Genomic DNA, 14,971 nt, shown 5'->3' on the forward strand with positions numbered 1-14,971 from the left:
AAGGTACGTTGCGGTCCACGGTGCCGTGGGGGCACCCCCGGCCGAAGGCTGGGGGAGAGTGGCCCCGGAGGGACCCCGAGCCCCCCACCCACCGGACCCATCGCGCACAACGCGCACCCCCACCACGCGCGCCTGGGAATTCGGCTGCCGCCGGGGCGGCTACGCTTGAGGGGTCCGTCGCTCTCCTCCTGGATCATGATGCTCACGACCGAAGAAGATGTGCCGTCCGCCGAGGACGGTGCGGTCGGGGACGGGAAGTTCACGGTTCGGCTGGAGAACTTCGAGGGGCCTTTTGACCTGCTGCTTCAGTTGATCTCCAAGCACAAGATGGACGTCACCGAGGTCGCGCTGTCCAGGGTGACGGACGAGTTCATGGCGTACATCCGGGCGATGGGGCCGGACTGGGACCTGGACCAGACCACGGAGTTCCTGGTCGTGGCGGCGACGCTGCTCGATCTGAAGGCGGCGCGGCTGCTGCCGGTGGCCGAGGTGGAGGACGAGGCGGACCTCGCGCTGCTGGAGGCGCGTGACCTGTTGTTCGCGCGGCTGCTGCAGTATCGCGCGTACAAGCGCATCGCGGACATCTTCAGCGAGCGGCTGGAGGACGAGGGGCGCCGTTACCCCCGTACGGTCGGTCTGGAGCCGCACCACGCGGAGCTGCTGCCCGAGGTCGCCATCAGCATCGGAGCCGAGGGGTTCGCGCGGCTCGCGGTGAAGGCGATGCAGCCCAAGGCGCGGCCGCAGGTGTACGTGGACCATATTCACGCGCCGCTGGTGAGCGTCAGGGAGCAGGCGGAAGTGCTGGTGGCGCGGTTGCGTGCGGTGGGGGAGGCCGGGTTCGCGGAGCTGGCGGAGGACGCGCCGGACACGCTCACCGTCGTCGCGCGCTTTCTGGCGCTGCTGGAGCTGTACCGGGAGCGGGTCGTGGAGCTGGACCAGGAGCAGGCGCTGGGGGCGCTGACGGTCCGGTGGACGGGTGGGGCGGAGGCCGAGCCGGTCGTTACGGACGAGTTCGACCGGGAACCCGGGCCGGAGGCTCCGGCGGGTGAGGGTGAGGAGGATGCGGGGTGAGTGACGTGGAGGAGGCGCAGGGCGCCCCGGCAGGGGCGCTCGGTGTGGCGGAGCTGGAGTTGCGGCCGGCGCTGGAGGCGGTGCTGATGGTCGTGGACGAGCCCGCGACCGAGGAACACCTGGCCAGGGTGCTGGAGCGGCCCCGCCGGGAGGTCGCGCTGGCGTTGCGGGAGCTGTCGGAGGACTACACGCGGCAGGGGCGCGGATTCGACCTGCGTCTGGTGGCGGGGGGCTGGCGGTTCTACAGCCGGGGCGCGTACGCGGACGCCGTGGAGAGCTTTGTGCTGGACGGGCAGCAGGCCCGGCTTACGCAGGCCGCCTTGGAGACTCTGGCCGTGGTCGCGTACCGTCAGCCGGTCAGCCGTTCTCGGGTCTCGGCCGTTCGCGGGGTGAACTGTGACGGTGTGATGCGCACCCTTCTCCAGCGCGGTCTGGTGGAGGAGACGGGGACGGAACCTGAAACAGGTGCGATCCTGTACAGGACGACGAACTACTTTCTGGAGCGGATGGGCCTGCGCGGCCTGGACGAGCTCCCGGAGCTCGCTCCCTTCCTCCCGGAGGCGGAGGCGGTCGAGGGCGATTCCCGGGAAGGTGTTCCGTCGTTCGACGTAGACGACAGCGGCGACTCTCAGACGGATCATTGATGCGAAGCAGCGGCAGGAACAACAGGGACACCGGTAGGGGCAACTACCGGGGTGCGGGCAACAAGAAGGACGAGAAGCAGCAGCGCGCCGGCCGGCCCCGTCCCGAGGAGCGCCGCTACGACGTGGGCGAGGGCGGTCCGGGCCGTGGCGACGGCGGCGGCCGGGGCGGTTCCGGCGGCCGTGGCGGCCAGAGTGGCGGCGGCCAGGGCGGCCGCGGCGGTTCCGGCGGCTCCGCCGGCCGTGGCGGTGCCCCGGAGCGCGACGGCGAGCGCAGGGGCCGCGGTGCGGCCGCGCGCGGCGGCGCCAAGGGTGGTCCCCGTACCAGCCCGAAGAGCGGCGGCAAGCCCGGCGGCAAGGGACCGCAGCAGCGGGGCCGCGGCCAGGCTCCGGCGCGGCCGCGTGAGTACGACGCGCAGGTGGAGGAGCGCAACCGCGCCCGGCACAGCAAGCCGCAGATCAAGACGCCGAAGACCTTCGGTGACCAGGAGGGCGAGCGCCTGCAGAAGGTGCTGGCCCGTGCGGGCATGGGGTCGCGCCGGGCGTGCGAGGAGCTGATCGACCAGGCGCGGGTCGAGGTCAACGGGCAGATCGTCATGGAGCAGGGTGTCCGTGTCGACCCGGAGAAGGACGAGGTCAAGGTGGACGGCCTGACGGTCGCCACGCAGTCGTACCTCTTCTTCGCGCTGAACAAGCCGGCCGGCGTCGTCTCGACGATGGAGGACCCGGACGGGCGCCAGTGCCTGGGCGACTACGTGACCAACCGCGAGACGCGGCTGTTCCACGTGGGCCGGCTGGACACGGAGACCGAGGGCATCATCCTGCTCACCAACCACGGTGAGCTGGCCCACCGGCTGACCCACCCGCGGTACGGCGTGAAGAAGACCTACCTGGCCGCGATCCAGGGCCCGCTCCCGCGTGACCTGGGCAAGCAGCTCAAGGACGGCATCCAACTGGAGGACGGCTACGCGCGCGCCGACCACTTCCGGGTGGTGGAGAACACCGGCAAGAACTACCTGGTCGAGGTGAGCCTGCACGAGGGCCGCAAGCACATCGTGCGCCGGATGCTGGCCGAGGCGGGCTTCCCGGTGGACAAGCTGGTGCGGACGGCGTTCGGGCCGATCGCGCTGGGCGACCAGAAGTCGGGCTGGCTGCGGCGGATGACCAACACCGAGGTCGGCATGCTGATGCGCGAGGTCGAGCTGTAAGCACCGGGTACAGGGCCTGCGTGCCTTGTCAGGTGGCGGGACCACCCCTTATTGTCACTATGACGATTAAGGGGTGGTTCTTTTCATGGCGTCCGCCGCGACCGGGGCGCTCATCGGGCTGGCGCTCGGTGACGCGCTCGGGTATCCGACCGAGTTCCAGGACGTACGGGCGATCGAGGCCGCGTACGGCCCGTGGCGGGGGATGGCGCTGCCCGATCCCGCGTACGTCACCGACGACACGCAGATGACGATCGCCCTCGGGCGCGGTCTGCGTACCGCCATGGCGGCCGCGGGCGGCGGCCTGGACGCCGCGAGCCTGCTTCCGCCGGTCCGGCGGAACTACGTCGAGTGGTGGCGTTCGCCGGACAACAACCGGGCGCCCGGTAACACCTGCCTCACCGCGTGCCGGCTCCTCAGCGAGGACGCGCGGCCGTGGGCCGAGGCCAGCCGTACCGGCTCCAAGGGGTGCGGCGCGAACATGCGGGTGGCGCCCGTGGGGCTGGTGCCGGGGCTGAGCCGGGAACAGCGTTCCGGCGCCGCGCAGCTCCAGTCCGCGCTCACGCACGGGCATCCCACCGCGCTCGCCGCCAGCGACCTGACGGCGTACGCCGTGCACCTGCTCACGCAAGGTGTCCGGCCGGACGGGCTGACCGGGCAGCTCCGCGCGTACGCGGTCGAGAGCCGTGGCGTCTACAGGGCCGACTGGCTCGGTGAGCTGTGGCGGTACGCCCAGGACCCGTCGCCGGAGCGCTTCATCGCGCGCGGCTGGGACGACTGCCTAGGCGTGCTGGACCGGCTGGAGGCGGCACTGCGCGCGCCCGACCCGGAGGCCGACCCCTGCCTGGCCACCGGCGCCGGCTGGATCGCCGAAGAGGCGCTCGCCACCGGTCTGTTGTGCTTCCTGCTCTTCCCCGCCGAGCCGCTGACCGCGCTCCGCCGGGCCGCCTGCTCCTCCGGCGACTCCGACTCGATCGCCTGCCTCGCCGGTGCCTTCGCCGGTGCCCACCTGGGCGCCGGGGCGTGGCCCGCGGAGTGGGCGGACCGGATCGAGTACCGCGACCAGTTGGTGGGCCTGGGGAAGGTGTGGGATGTGTGACGCCGCGCCGGACGGCGCTGTGCTGCGGGCGGCCGGGCTGCCGGACCTCGACCTGGGGGCGGTGACGGACGGGGAAGGGGACCCGCTGGTCTTCGCGACGGTCTCCGGCGCGCATCTGTACGGCTTCCCGTCCCGCGATTCCGACGTCGACCTGCGCGGGGCGCACCTGCTGCCCACCGCGGCACTGGTCGGCCTGCGGGCACCGGACGAGACCCGGTCCTGGACGGCGGACCGGGACGGCGTCGAGGTCGACCTGGTGACGCACGACCTGCGCAAGTTCGCGCGGCTGATGCTGCGCCGCAACGGCTACGTGCTGGAGCAACTGCTCTCCCCGCTGGTGGTGCGGACGAGTGCGGTGCACGAGGAGCTGGTGGCGCTGGCCCCTGCCGTCCTCACCCGCCATCACGCCCACCACTACCGAGGCTTCGCGACCACGCAGTGGCGACTCTTCGAGAAGACCGGTGAGCTGAAGCCGCTGCTCTACACGCTGCGGGTGCTGCTGACCGGCATTCACCTGATGGACGGTGGCGAGGTGCAGGCGCATCTGCCCACGCTGCTCGGGCTGGTGGCCGCGCCCTCGTACGTACCGGAGCTGATCGAGGCCAAGGCGGAGGCGGAGCACGGGCCGGTGGCCGAGCTGGTGGACGTGGCGCGGCTGCGGGAGGACGTGGCGGCGCTGCACGCCCGGCTGGACGCGGCGCAGGCCGCCTCCGCGCTGCCGGACGCCCCCGGCGGCCACGACGCGCTACACGACCTCGTCGTACGGGCCCGCCTCGGCGCAGCGCAGCGCTGAGTCCCGCCGGGCGCGGTACAGGAAGTCCTCGACGCGGCGGCGGTCGGGCTCGGGCGGCAGCGGGGAGCCGGGCTCGGCCGCCGCGGCCTGCTCGGTCAGGGCGGCCATCCGGCGCTCCACCTCGGCCCAGGGCACCTCACCGCGCCGGACGGCGAGCAGTTCCTCGCGCGCCTCGCCGACGTCCAGCGTCAGGACGCCCGTACGCAGCAGGTCACGGGCGGAACGCAGCAGCCGCAGCAGGTGCATCGCGTGCTTCCAACGGGGCGCGCCGTGCTGCCGTACGTCCGCCTCCAGCTTCTTGAGCTGGCCGGCCGCGTAGCCGGTGAAGGTGCGGTGCACGTGGCGGGAGAGGAAGGCGCCGCGCAGCGCGAGGAGTTCGCGGCCGGTGGCGTCGGCGTGTTCGACGAGGGGGGAGTGGAGGCACTCCAGGATGTTCGGGTTGGCGCGCAGCGCCAGCTCGCAGAAACGCTCCAGCTCCCAGGAGAACTCCTCCTCGCGCGGCCCGTCCACATGCGTCGGCGGCTTCTCGAAACGCCAGAACAGCGGGGTGGGCGCGAGGTAGACCCCGCGCCGGTCGGTGTCGCTGGCGCCGGTGGCCAGCCCGAAGGCGCGCGAGCCCATGACGCAGGCGTAGACGGTGTGTCCGGTGACCAGGGCGTGGCCTGCGGCGGAGGTCGGCATGAGGGGGATTGTGGCTGGTGGGAGCGGTGCGGTGCCACCCGGTTCCGGGTGGCGGAAACCCGGCGCGCCGGTACGTTGGAATGACGTCACGCGTCGCGCGGGCCTCATCGACACTGCCGGTATCTCGCGGAAGGGCACGGACATGACGGGATCACCAGACCTCGGGAGAGCGACGGGCGGACTGCCCGGTGGCGGCCAGGGCGGCGCGGCAGGAAACCTCGTCGGATCGCTGCTCGGAGCGCTCGGCGGCACCGGACCCGGCGGGCACGGCGGCCCCGTGCCCGGCGCCGGTCCGGGCGGCCATGGCGGCGGCATACAGACCGTGCTCGGCAAGCTCCTCCAAGGGGAGCTGGGACGGCAGGCGCACTCCTGGGTGGGACACGGCGTCAACGAACCGGTCACTCCCGAGCAGGTCGCCCAGGCGCTGCCCCACGAGACCCTGCGGCGGATCGCCGAGGAGCACGGCGTCAGCGCCCAGGAGGCGGCCCGGCAGCTCGCGCACACGCTGCCGCAGGCCGTGGACCGGCTGACCCCCGACGGCCGGATACCGCAGGACCCGGCGTTCGAGGATCTTGTCGCCCGGGGGTACCGGACCGCCGGGCGGAGTTAGCCCCCCCCACTGCACCCGTCCTGTACAGCGTCCCGGCTTCCGGTACGCGGCCGGTCCCCGTCTCGTACCCGGCCGGTCCGTGTCTCGCGGACCGGTCGGCTTCGTGTCCGGGTGCCGGACCTGGCTAGGCTTACGGGGAAGAAGCCGGCGGCCGGCGCGGAGTGCGTGCCGGGTGTCGTGGACGGATGCGCAGGGGAGCGGTGACGTGGCGGTACGAGCGGTGCGCGGGGCCGTGCAACTGGAGCGGGACGAGGCCGGGCACATGCACGAGCAGGTGTCCGCGCTGCTGACGGCCGTGCTGGAGCGCAACGACCTGGCCCCGGACGACCTGATCAGCGTGTGGTTCACCGCCACCCCCGACCTGCACAGCGACTTCCCCGCGGTCGCCGCCCGCCTGCTGGGCATCACCGACGTCCCGCTGATCTGCGCGCAGGAGCTGGACATCGCCGGTGCCATGCCGCGCGTGGTGCGCGTCCTCGCGCACGTCGAGACCGACCGCAGCAAGGCCGAGGTCGCGCACGTCTACCTCGGTGCCGCCGGGGCCCTGCGGAAGGACATCGCCCAGTGAGGACCGCGCTCGTCGTCGGCACCGGCCTGATCGGCACGTCCGTCGCCCTCGCGCTGCGCGGCCGCGGCGTCCAGGTGTACCTGGCCGACCACGACCCGGACCAGGCCGAGACCGCCGCCGCGCTCGGCGCCGGCACCGCCGCGGAGCCGCCCGGCCCGGTCGACCTGGCCGTGGTCGCCGTACCGCCCGCCCATGTCGCGACGGCGCTGGCCGCGGTGATCCGGCGCGGCGCCGCCCGTGCCTACCTCGACGTGGCCAGCGTCAAGGGCGGCCCGCGCCGTGAGCTGGAGGCGATGGGCTGCGACCTGACGGCGTACCTCGGCACCCACCCGATGGCGGGCAAGGAGCGCTCCGGGCCGCTCGCCGCGACCGCCGACCTCTTCGAGGGGCGGCCCTGGGTCCTGACCCCCGCCGAGGGCGGCGACACCGAGGTGCTGAACCTGGGGCTGGAGCTGGTCGCGCTCTGCCGCGCGGTGCCCGTCGTCATGGAGGCGGAGGCCCACGACCGGGCCGTGGCGCTGGTCTCGCACACGCCCCAGTTGGTCTCCAGCCTGGTCGCCGCCCGCCTCCAGGACGCGGACGAGACCGCCGTACGGCTGTGCGGCCAGGGGATCAGGGACGTGACGCGGATCGCCGGGTCCGCGCCCCGGATGTGGATGGACATCCTCGCCGCCAACCCGGGGCCGGTCGCCGACGTGCTCGGCGAGGTCTCGGCCGACCTGGAGCAGACCGTACGGGCGCTGCGCGCGCTGCAGGCGGCCGACGAGGACAAGCGGGCCGAGGGGGCACGCGGCGTCGAGGACGTGCTGGTGCGCGGCAACGCGGGCCGCGAGCGGGTGCCGGGCAAGCACGGCGCCGCCCCGGCCGCGTACGAGATCGTCGCGGTGCACATCGGCGACCAGCCCGGTGAGCTGGCCCGGATCTTCTCGGACGCCGGCCGGGCCGCGGTCAACATCGAGGACGTACGCATCGAGCACGCCACCGGCCAGCAGGCGGGCTTCATCCAGCTCATGGTCGAGCCGCAGGCGGCGCCGATACTGATGGCGGAGCTGCGCGAGCGGGGCTGGTCGATCCGCCAGTAGCCGGGTCCGGTGCCCGGGCCGGGGAGCGGACCCGCGGGCCGGGGCGTACGGGCTGCACGGGGCGCCGCTGCTTGCCAGTAACCTTGTGCGGGGCCCCCTGCGGCGGCCCCCGTCCCGCCCCGTGATCGAGGAAGGTGCCCGACACCGTGGAAACCCCCGCCCGGACCGCCCCGGCTGCAGTGATTGTCGCCATCGACGGCCCCGCAGGCACGGGCAAGTCCAGCACCTCCAAGGCCGTCGCCGCCAAGCTGGGGCTCGGCTACCTGGACACCGGTGCCCAGTACCGCGCGATCACCTGGTGGATGCTGAGCAACGGCGTCGACGTCGACGACGCCGTGGCCGTGGCGGACGCCTCGGTCAAGCCCGCGATCGTCTCCGGCACCGACCCGGCCGCGCCGACGATCACCGTGGACGGCCTGGACGCCGCCGGCCCGATCCGTACCCAGGAGGTCACCTCGGCCGTCAGTGCCGTCAGCGCGGTGCCCGAGGTACGGACCCGGATCACCGAGCTGCAGCGCGAGATCGCCGCCGGCGCCCCGGAGGGCATCGTCGTCGAGGGCCGGGACATCGGCAGCACGGTGCTGCCCGACGCCGACCTGAAGATCTTCCTCACCGCGTCGCCGGAGGCCCGCGCGGCCCGCCGCAGCGGTGAGCTGACCGGCAAGGAGGCCGCCGACCTGGCGGCCACCCGCGAAGCCCTGGTCAAGCGGGACGCGGCCGACTCCAGCCGCAAGACCTCGCCGCTGGCCAAGGCGGCCGACGCGGTCGAGGTGGACACCACCGACCTCACGCTGGAGCAGGTCATCGAGTGCGTGGTCACCCTGACCGAGGCGGCGATGGCCGCGAAGGCGGCGCGGTGAGGCGAAGCGGTAAGGCTGCGGACGCGGACGGCGGCCGGCTGCCCAGCGCGAGCGGCGCCGCGGTGGGCCGGCGGATCGGCATCGGCCTGATGTACGGGCTGTGGAAGCCGCGGGTGCTGGGCGCCTGGCGGGTTCCGTCGGCCGGCCCGGTGATCCTCGCGGTCAACCACGCGCACGGCCTGGACGGCCCGATGCTGATGGGCACCGCGCCGCGGCCGGTGCACTTCCTGATCAAGAAGGAAGCGTTCGTCGGCCCGCTGGACCCGTTCCTGCGCGGCATCGGCCAGCTCAAGGTGGACCGCTCCGGCACCGACCGCAAGGCCGTCACCGACGCGCTGGCGGTGCTGGCCAACGACGGTGTGCTGGGGATCTTCCCCGAGGGCACCCGGGGCGAGGGCGACTTCGCTTCGCTGCGCGCGGGCCTGGCGTACTTCGCGGTGCGCTCCGGCGCGCCCGTGGTACCGGTGGCCGTGCTGGGCAGCGCGGAGCGCCGGAGCCGGGCGATAAAGGCGGTGCCGCCGCTGCGCAGCCGGGTCGACGTGGTCTTCGGCGACGCCTTCGCGGCGGGCGACGGCAGCGGCCGGCGCACCCGTACGGCGCTGGACGCGGCGACGACGCGCATACAGGAGCGGCTGACCGCTCACCTTGCCCAGGCCAGGCGCCTGACCGGGCACTGAACGAGACTTGAACGGCGGCCCGCGCAGGTGCGGGCACCGATGACGGAGAACGAGGAACGGACTTCATGAACGACCAGACCCCCACCGGCGACGAGCACGGTGCGCTTGGTGACGCCGAGTACACGGAGTTCATGGAGCTCGCCGCCCAGGAGGGCTTCGACCTGGAGGAGGTCGAGGGCGACATCGCCGCGGCCGGGCACGGCCCGCTGCCCGTCCTCGCCGTCGTCGGCCGCCCCAATGTCGGTAAGTCGACCCTGGTGAACCGCATGATCGGCCGCCGGGAGGCGGTCGTCGAGGACAAGCCGGGCGTCACCCGCGACCGGGTCACGTACGAGGCCGACTGGAATGGCCGCCGCTTCAAGGTCGTCGACACCGGCGGCTGGGAGCAGGACGTGCTCGGCATCGACGCCTCCGTGGCGATGCAGGCCGAGTTCGCGATCGAGGCCGCCGACGCGGTGGTCTTCGTCGTGGACGCCAAGGTCGGCGCCACCGACACCGACGAGGCCGTCGTCAAGCTGCTGCGCCGGGCCGGCAAGCCCGTCGTGCTGGTCGCCAACAAGGTGGACGGCCCGTCCGGCGAGGCGGACGCCGCGATGCTGTGGTCGCTGGGCCTCGGCGAGCCGCACCCGGTCTCCGCGCTGCACGGCCGCGGTACGGGCGACATGCTGGACGCCGCCCTCGACGCGCTGCCCGAGGCGCCCGAGCAGACCTTCGGCACCCCGCTCGGCGGCCCGCGTCGGATCGCGCTGATCGGCCGCCCGAACGTCGGCAAGTCCTCGCTGCTGAACAAGGTCGCGGGCGAGGAGCGGGTGGTCGTCAACGAGATGGCCGGCACCACCCGCGACCCGGTCGACGAGCTGATCGAGCTGGGCGGCAAGACCTGGAAGTTCGTGGACACCGCGGGCATCCGCAAGCGCGTCCACCTCCAGGAGGGCGCCGACTACTACGCCTCGCTGCGCACCGCGGCCGCCGTGGAGAAGGCCGAGGTCGCGGTCGTCCTGATCGACGCGAGCGAGTCCATCAGCGTCCAGGACCAGCGGATCATCACGATGGCCGTGGAGGCGGGCCGCGCGCTGGTCATCGCGTACAACAAGTGGGACCAACTGGACGAGGAGCGCCGCTTCTACCTGGAGCGGGAGATCGAGCGGGACCTGGTGCAGATCCCGTGGGCGATGCGGGTGAACGTCTCGGCGCGCACCGGCCGTCACATGGACAAGCTCGTCCCGGCGATCGAGACCGCGCTGGAGGGCTGGGAGACCCGTGTCCCCACGGGCCGGCTGAACGCCTTCCTCGGGGAGATCGTCGCCTCCCACCCGCACCCGATCCGGGGCGGCAAGCAGCCGCGCATCCTCTTCGGCACCCAGGCCGGCACCAAGCCGCCGCGCTTCGTGCTCTTCGCCTCCGGCTTCCTGGAGGCGGGCTACCGCCGCTTCGTCGAGCGCCGGCTGCGGGAGGAGTTCGGCTTCGAGGGGACGCCGATCCACATCTCCGTACGGGTGCGTGAGAAGCGCAGCAAGAAGAAGTGACGGCAGCCGTCACCACGACGGCGAAACGGTGGCGGGGCGGCTCCTGGGGGCCGCCCCGCCACCGTTTTCGTGCGCGGGGGAACATGCGGACGTACGGGGGTGCGGTCCGGTCAGTGGCCGTGCGGGCGGTACTCGCGGGGGGCCGGTGGCAGGGCCGGGGGGAAGTGGCCCCGGTGGTGGCCGCCCGCGTGGTGCGGGTGGCCGTGGAACGGCTGGCGGTGGACCGGCTCCCAGTGGCCGGACGCGGTGGTCGTACGGCCCCAGATGCTCCGCATCGCCTCGGCGCTCAGCCCTTCCTCGCCGCTCCGGTCCCCCGGCAGCGCCCGGAAGGACCGGCGGTACTCGGCGTACAGCGCGTCGAAGATCGGCGTGGCCGAGGCGGGGGCGGCGTGCGGGGCCGTCATGGTCGCCGTGGTCGCGTCGTGCGATGGGCGCATACCGGGGATCTGGTAGGGATACGGGACGCGGGAGGAGGGGTCGTATGGGTGCACGTCTGTGCCAACGACCCGGATGCTCCCGGGATGCGGGCTCTGCGAAGAATCGGCTGATCGGCGGGGCGCGCGACCGGCTCACGACCGGGCCCGGGCGCTGACGCGGCGGCGCCCCGGCCCCGCGCCGTACGGGGCGGAGGCGGAGCGCCGGAGGGGGGACGCGCAGGTCAGGTGCCGGCCAGCGGCATGGAGGCGGCCACCAGCCTGCTCTCCGCCGCAGCCTTCTCCATCGCCTCGCGCATCAGGTCCTCCCGCGGCTGGTGGCCGACGGCGCCGACGGGCGCCGCGTACACCAGGACGGTCCGCGCCTTGGCGGCGGCGGCCCGCCAGCCGTCCGAGACGGGCAGCGGCTGGTGCGCCTGCCACCACGAGCTGGGCTGACCGCCGTCCGAACCCGGCTGGAGGATGGCGTGCAGTTGCCCGGCGGCCAGCAGCACCGACCAGCCCGGGTTGGGGGCGGGCAGCAGGGCCATGTCCGTGACCGTGGCGAAGCCGTGCTCCAGGAGCAGCGGGAGGAACGCGTCGCCCGGCTCGGTGGAGCCGGGGCGGGCGATGGGCCCGGCGGGCTCGACGACCAGCGCCGGCCGCAGGTCGTTCTCGACCAGGACCAGGCCGCAGGTGACACCGAGTGTCGCCTGCCGGTGCTCGCCGGGGAGGGCGGTGAAGGGGGTGGCGGGCGGCGGCGCCGCGGGCGGTTCGGCGGCCGGGCCGTCCGCGCCGGTGATGGAGCGCACGGCGCCCTGGAGCTGCTCCTCGGAGACCGGTACGACCTGCGAGGGGATGCACGACGCGTGGGCGAAGGCGAGCACCGCGGTCTCCTCGCCGACGAACAGGACGGTGCTGGTGCGCTCCTGCTCGCTGTCGCCGGGGGTACGGCAGGAGGTGCAGTCGTAGTTGCCGGGGGCGTTGCCACCGGCCAGCAGGCGGTCGGCTTCTTCGTCACCGATCTCGGCGCGAACGTCGTCACTGACGTCGAGCATGCGCGGCACGGATGGCTCCTCGATCGTTGCGCGGGCTGCCGGGCGGCGCCCGGCTCGTACCAGGACAACGGGCGATCTGTGGCAGGAGTCACGCGCCGCCGGGTACCGGATCGAACCGTTCGAAGCGGAGCGTGAGCTGCGGACCGGAACCGCTCACTCCCGGTCAACTCGTGCTGCGGGCACGGAAGTTGGTCCGGTGAGGTGGGTCACAGATCGCCGGGCGGCCCGGGTGACAAATGCGGAAATCGAGCAATCAAGTGGGTGGCCGGTTCTGGCTGCTACCTCCGGTAATGGCCGACTGGCCAGGCAGGACGGCGGCGTGGTTGATAACAGCGCGTGATCCTCCCTACATTCTCCGGCCGTGTGCACCGAGCACCACCCGGGGACGCCCGCCGTCCGCATCCGCCGGCCCGCACCACGGCCGGTACGCCGCGCGACACACGGTTCACGAGCCGGATCGCCTGGCACCGGATGCACCGCACGCAGCACCACCGAGCAGGACCGGCACCAACCCCGCGGCGGGCGGGGTGCCGCGGACCGCGGACGCAGGATGCGCCCGCACCGCGTCACCAGGGGGACTCCCGGGGTCGTGGAGAGGGATTCCATGCCTTTTTCGAAGGGCGTCATACGCCGTGACATCGCCGCGCTCGCCGGGGCGGCCCTGGTGGCCCCGCTCGCGCTGGTGGCCGCGACCGCCGGACCGGCGCAGGCGGCGGACGGCGGAGTGTGGGACCGCATCGCCCGCTGCGAGAGCGGCGGCAACTGGCACATCAACACCGGCAACGGCTTCTCGGGCGGACTGCAGTTCACCCACAGCACCTGGCGCGCGCACGGCGGCGGGGCCTACGCGCCGACGGCCGCCGGGGCCAGCCGCGCCCAGCAGATCGCCGTGGCATCGCGGGTCCAGGCGTCGCAGGGCTGGGGCGCCTGGCCGACCTGCGCCGCACGTGCCGGTGCGTACGGGAGCGCCCCGAAGGCACCGAAGGCGTTCCGTTCCGGACAGGGCGGCAGCGGCAAGCGGTACGTGCAGAAGGACGTCCGCCGGGACGTGGGCGCCAAGATCGGCAAGAAGGCGCGCGGCTTCGGCGGGCACGCCGACCGCGGCCGGGCGCGGGCCGGCACCGGCGGCTACACGGTGCGGCAGGGCGACACCCTCAGCCGGATCGCCGCCGCGCACAACGTGAGCTGGCACCGGCTGTACGCCGCGAACCGGGCCGTCGTCGGCGGTGACCCGAACATGATCGTCCCGGGGCAGCGGCTCTCGATCTGAGCCTGTCAGCGCCACGGGCCGCCGCGCGGTCCGCGCGAGCTGCCGTACGGCCCCGGCTCCCGGGGCCCGTACTCCGAACGCCCCACCCGGCCGTCCACCGACCGGGTGGGGCGTGGCGCTGTCCGGGCGCGGCGGCGCGCAGGCCCGCGCGGCCCTGCTTAGCGTGACCCGATGTCCCATTCTTTTCGGGCGCTGATGCCCAAGCGTCTCGCGAGAAGCGGCCGCCGCAGAGCGGCCGTCCTGTCCCTCGTCCCGGCCGTCGTCCTGCTGTGCGTGCCCGCCGGCGCGCAGGCGCGGGACACCGCGCACCTCCTGCCGTCCCCGGCGGGCTGCTCCCTGAGCAAGGGGCCGTGGAACTGCATCGCCGAGTGCGAGAGCGGCGGTGACTGGCGCAAGAACACCGGCAACGCGTTCTACGGCGGACTGCAGTTCCGGCAGTCGACCTGGAAGCAGTACGGCGGCCTGGCCTACGCGCCGCGCGCCGACCTCGCCACCCGTAAGGAGCAGATCGCCGTCGCCGAACGGGTGCGGCGTACGCAGGGCTGGTCGGCCTGGCCGTACTGCGCCAAGCGGTACGGGCTCGGCAAGCGGGACCGGGCGCTGTCCGGGCTCACGCACTGGAAGGGTGTCCGCCGGGACGTGGGGGCCGAGGCGGTGACGCCGGACGGGGCGGTGACGCCGGGCTGGTGAGCCCGGGGCGGCGGGCCGCCTCGGCCGGTTCACCGGCGAAGGCGACGGTGCCGCGCCGCAGGACGTACGCGACCGTGGCGGCGCGGCGCAGGGCGGGCGGCAGCGTCTGCTCGGCGACGAGTACGGTGCGCCCGGCGGCCGCCAGATCGCCGAGCAGCCCGTACGTGCGTGCCGTGGGGGCCGGGGACATCCCCTGCGCCGGTTCGTCCAGGAGGAGCAGCCGGGCGGTCCCGGCCAGCGCGCGGGCCACGGCGAGCATCCGCTGCTCGCCGCCGGAGAGAGTGCCCGCGCGGCGGCCGAGCAGCGCGCGCAGTTGTGGGTAGGCCTCCAGGGCCGGTCCGACGGCACCGTCCGGCGCGGCGAGTTCGAGCTGCTCGCCGACGGAGAGCGAACCGAACACGGCGCCGCGGTCGGGGACCAGGGTCAGTCCACGGCGTGCGCGGGCGTGCGCGGGCAGCCGGGTGATGTCCGTACCGCGCCACACCACCCGCCCGGCGGTAAGCGGCACGGTGCCCGCGAGCGCGCGCAGGACCGTGGTGCGGCCGGAACCGTTACGTCCTAGGAGCACGGTGACTCGGGCGCTGGGCACGGCCAGGTCGATGCCGTGAAGGGCCTCCAGAGAGCCGTAGCGGACGCGGGCCGCGTACAGGGCCGTCTCGATGCTCATGCCGTTGCCGCTGCTGTCTTCGCCGTCGCGGGCCGTCGCGGTCGGCATCCCGCGCGCTGC

At 73.7% G+C, this 14,971-nt stretch carries 17 protein-coding genes; 13 read left to right on the forward strand and 4 right to left on the reverse strand.

Features of this window, described 5'->3' with window-relative positions; genetic code table 11:
* The first annotated feature begins 198 nt into the window (after window positions 1-198).
* The 5 genes from EJG53_RS32310 (at window position 199) to EJG53_RS32330 (ending at window position 4,809) form a co-directional block, all read left to right on the forward strand.
* Window positions 199-1,071, forward strand: a complete 873-nt coding sequence (locus EJG53_RS32310) for a segregation and condensation protein A (protein WP_125049740.1) — start codon at window positions 199-201, stop codon at window positions 1,069-1,071.
* Window positions 1,068-1,715: an SMC-Scp complex subunit ScpB gene (scpB, locus tag EJG53_RS32315; RefSeq protein ID WP_244955428.1), complete on the forward strand. Its 648-nt coding sequence runs from the start codon at window positions 1,068-1,070 to the stop codon at window positions 1,713-1,715. Before EJG53_RS32310 ends, scpB begins: the two co-directional genes overlap by 4 nt.
* Entirely contained in the window at window positions 1,715-2,920 is a 1,206-nt protein-coding gene (locus tag EJG53_RS32320) for a pseudouridine synthase (protein ID WP_125047901.1), read from the forward strand. The genes scpB and EJG53_RS32320 overlap by 1 nt, the downstream gene beginning before the upstream one ends.
* Before the next feature lie 85 nt (window positions 2,921-3,005).
* A complete protein-coding gene (locus EJG53_RS32325; RefSeq protein ID WP_125047902.1) occupies window positions 3,006-4,016 on the forward strand; it encodes an ADP-ribosylglycohydrolase family protein in 1,011 nt (336 codons plus the stop codon).
* Window positions 4,009-4,809, forward strand: a complete 801-nt coding sequence (locus EJG53_RS32330) for a nucleotidyltransferase domain-containing protein (protein WP_125047903.1) — start codon at window positions 4,009-4,011, stop codon at window positions 4,807-4,809. The genes EJG53_RS32325 and EJG53_RS32330 overlap by 8 nt, the downstream gene beginning before the upstream one ends.
* Here the strand turns inward: EJG53_RS32330 and EJG53_RS32335 are convergent.
* Window positions 4,762-5,490, reverse strand: a complete 729-nt coding sequence (locus EJG53_RS32335) for a nucleotidyltransferase domain-containing protein (RefSeq protein WP_125047904.1) — start codon at window positions 5,488-5,490, stop codon at window positions 4,762-4,764. The two genes, EJG53_RS32330 and EJG53_RS32335, sit on opposite strands and share 48 nt — an antisense overlap.
* A 142-nt stretch (window positions 5,491-5,632) precedes the next feature.
* On the opposite strand from EJG53_RS32335, the gene EJG53_RS32340 reads away from it, so the two are divergent.
* The 6 genes from EJG53_RS32340 to der all read left to right on the forward strand — a co-directional run bounded on the left by EJG53_RS32340 (window position 5,633) and on the right by der (window position 10,813).
* Window positions 5,633-6,100, forward strand: coding sequence for a YidB family protein (locus EJG53_RS32340; protein WP_125047905.1), 468 nt, complete (start codon window positions 5,633-5,635; stop codon window positions 6,098-6,100).
* A 205-nt stretch (window positions 6,101-6,305) separates the two neighbouring features.
* Window positions 6,306-6,668 (forward strand): chorismate mutase, encoded by a 363-nt coding sequence (gene aroH / locus EJG53_RS32345; RefSeq protein WP_125047906.1) that lies wholly within the window; start codon window positions 6,306-6,308, stop codon window positions 6,666-6,668.
* Window positions 6,665-7,750 (forward strand): prephenate dehydrogenase, encoded by a 1,086-nt coding sequence (locus tag EJG53_RS32350; protein WP_125047907.1) that lies wholly within the window; start codon window positions 6,665-6,667, stop codon window positions 7,748-7,750. Before aroH ends, EJG53_RS32350 begins: the two co-directional genes overlap by 4 nt.
* Before the next feature lie 146 nt (window positions 7,751-7,896).
* Window positions 7,897-8,610, forward strand: coding sequence for a (d)CMP kinase (gene cmk, locus EJG53_RS32355; protein WP_031008998.1), 714 nt, complete (start codon window positions 7,897-7,899; stop codon window positions 8,608-8,610).
* Window positions 8,559-9,287 (forward strand): lysophospholipid acyltransferase family protein, encoded by a 729-nt coding sequence (locus tag EJG53_RS32360; RefSeq protein WP_371858752.1) that lies wholly within the window; start codon window positions 8,559-8,561, stop codon window positions 9,285-9,287. The genes cmk and EJG53_RS32360 overlap by 52 nt, the downstream gene beginning before the upstream one ends.
* Window positions 9,288-9,352: 65 nt before the next feature.
* Window positions 9,353-10,813, forward strand: coding sequence for a ribosome biogenesis GTPase Der (gene der / locus EJG53_RS32365; protein ID WP_031008996.1), 1,461 nt, complete (start codon window positions 9,353-9,355; stop codon window positions 10,811-10,813).
* Between the two features lie 110 nt (window positions 10,814-10,923).
* Here the strand turns inward: der and EJG53_RS32370 are convergent, their stop codons facing one another.
* Together EJG53_RS32370 and EJG53_RS32375 are read right to left on the reverse strand one after the other, a co-directional pair.
* On the reverse strand, window positions 10,924-11,250 hold the full coding sequence (locus tag EJG53_RS32370; protein ID WP_050510765.1) for a hypothetical protein: 327 nt from the start codon (window positions 11,248-11,250) through the stop codon (window positions 10,924-10,926).
* A gap of 221 nt (window positions 11,251-11,471) precedes the next feature.
* The gene (locus EJG53_RS32375) at window positions 11,472-12,293 is read right to left on the reverse strand and encodes a hypothetical protein (protein ID WP_174856490.1); all 822 of its coding nucleotides are present in this window, start codon (window positions 12,291-12,293) and stop codon (window positions 11,472-11,474) included.
* A 595-nt stretch (window positions 12,294-12,888) separates the two neighbouring features.
* Here EJG53_RS32375 and EJG53_RS32380 point away from each other — a divergent pair.
* Together EJG53_RS32380 and EJG53_RS32385 are read left to right on the forward strand one after the other, a co-directional pair.
* Window positions 12,889-13,554, forward strand: a complete 666-nt coding sequence (locus EJG53_RS32380; protein ID WP_125047910.1) for a LysM peptidoglycan-binding domain-containing protein — start codon at window positions 12,889-12,891, stop codon at window positions 13,552-13,554.
* A 171-nt stretch (window positions 13,555-13,725) separates the two neighbouring features.
* Window positions 13,726-14,244 (forward strand): transglycosylase family protein, encoded by a 519-nt coding sequence (locus EJG53_RS32385; protein ID WP_174856491.1) that lies wholly within the window; start codon window positions 13,726-13,728, stop codon window positions 14,242-14,244.
* On the opposite strand, the gene EJG53_RS32390 is transcribed toward EJG53_RS32385, so the two are convergent.
* Window positions 14,165-14,911, reverse strand: coding sequence for an ATP-binding cassette domain-containing protein (locus EJG53_RS32390; RefSeq protein ID WP_125049743.1), 747 nt, complete (start codon window positions 14,909-14,911; stop codon window positions 14,165-14,167). The genes EJG53_RS32385 and EJG53_RS32390 overlap by 80 nt on opposite strands.
* Window positions 14,912-14,971 lie beyond the last annotated feature (60 nt).

This window comes from Streptomyces chrestomyceticus JCM 4735 (assembly GCF_003865135.1).
Classification (GTDB): domain Bacteria; phylum Actinomycetota; class Actinomycetes; order Streptomycetales; family Streptomycetaceae; genus Streptomyces; species Streptomyces chrestomyceticus.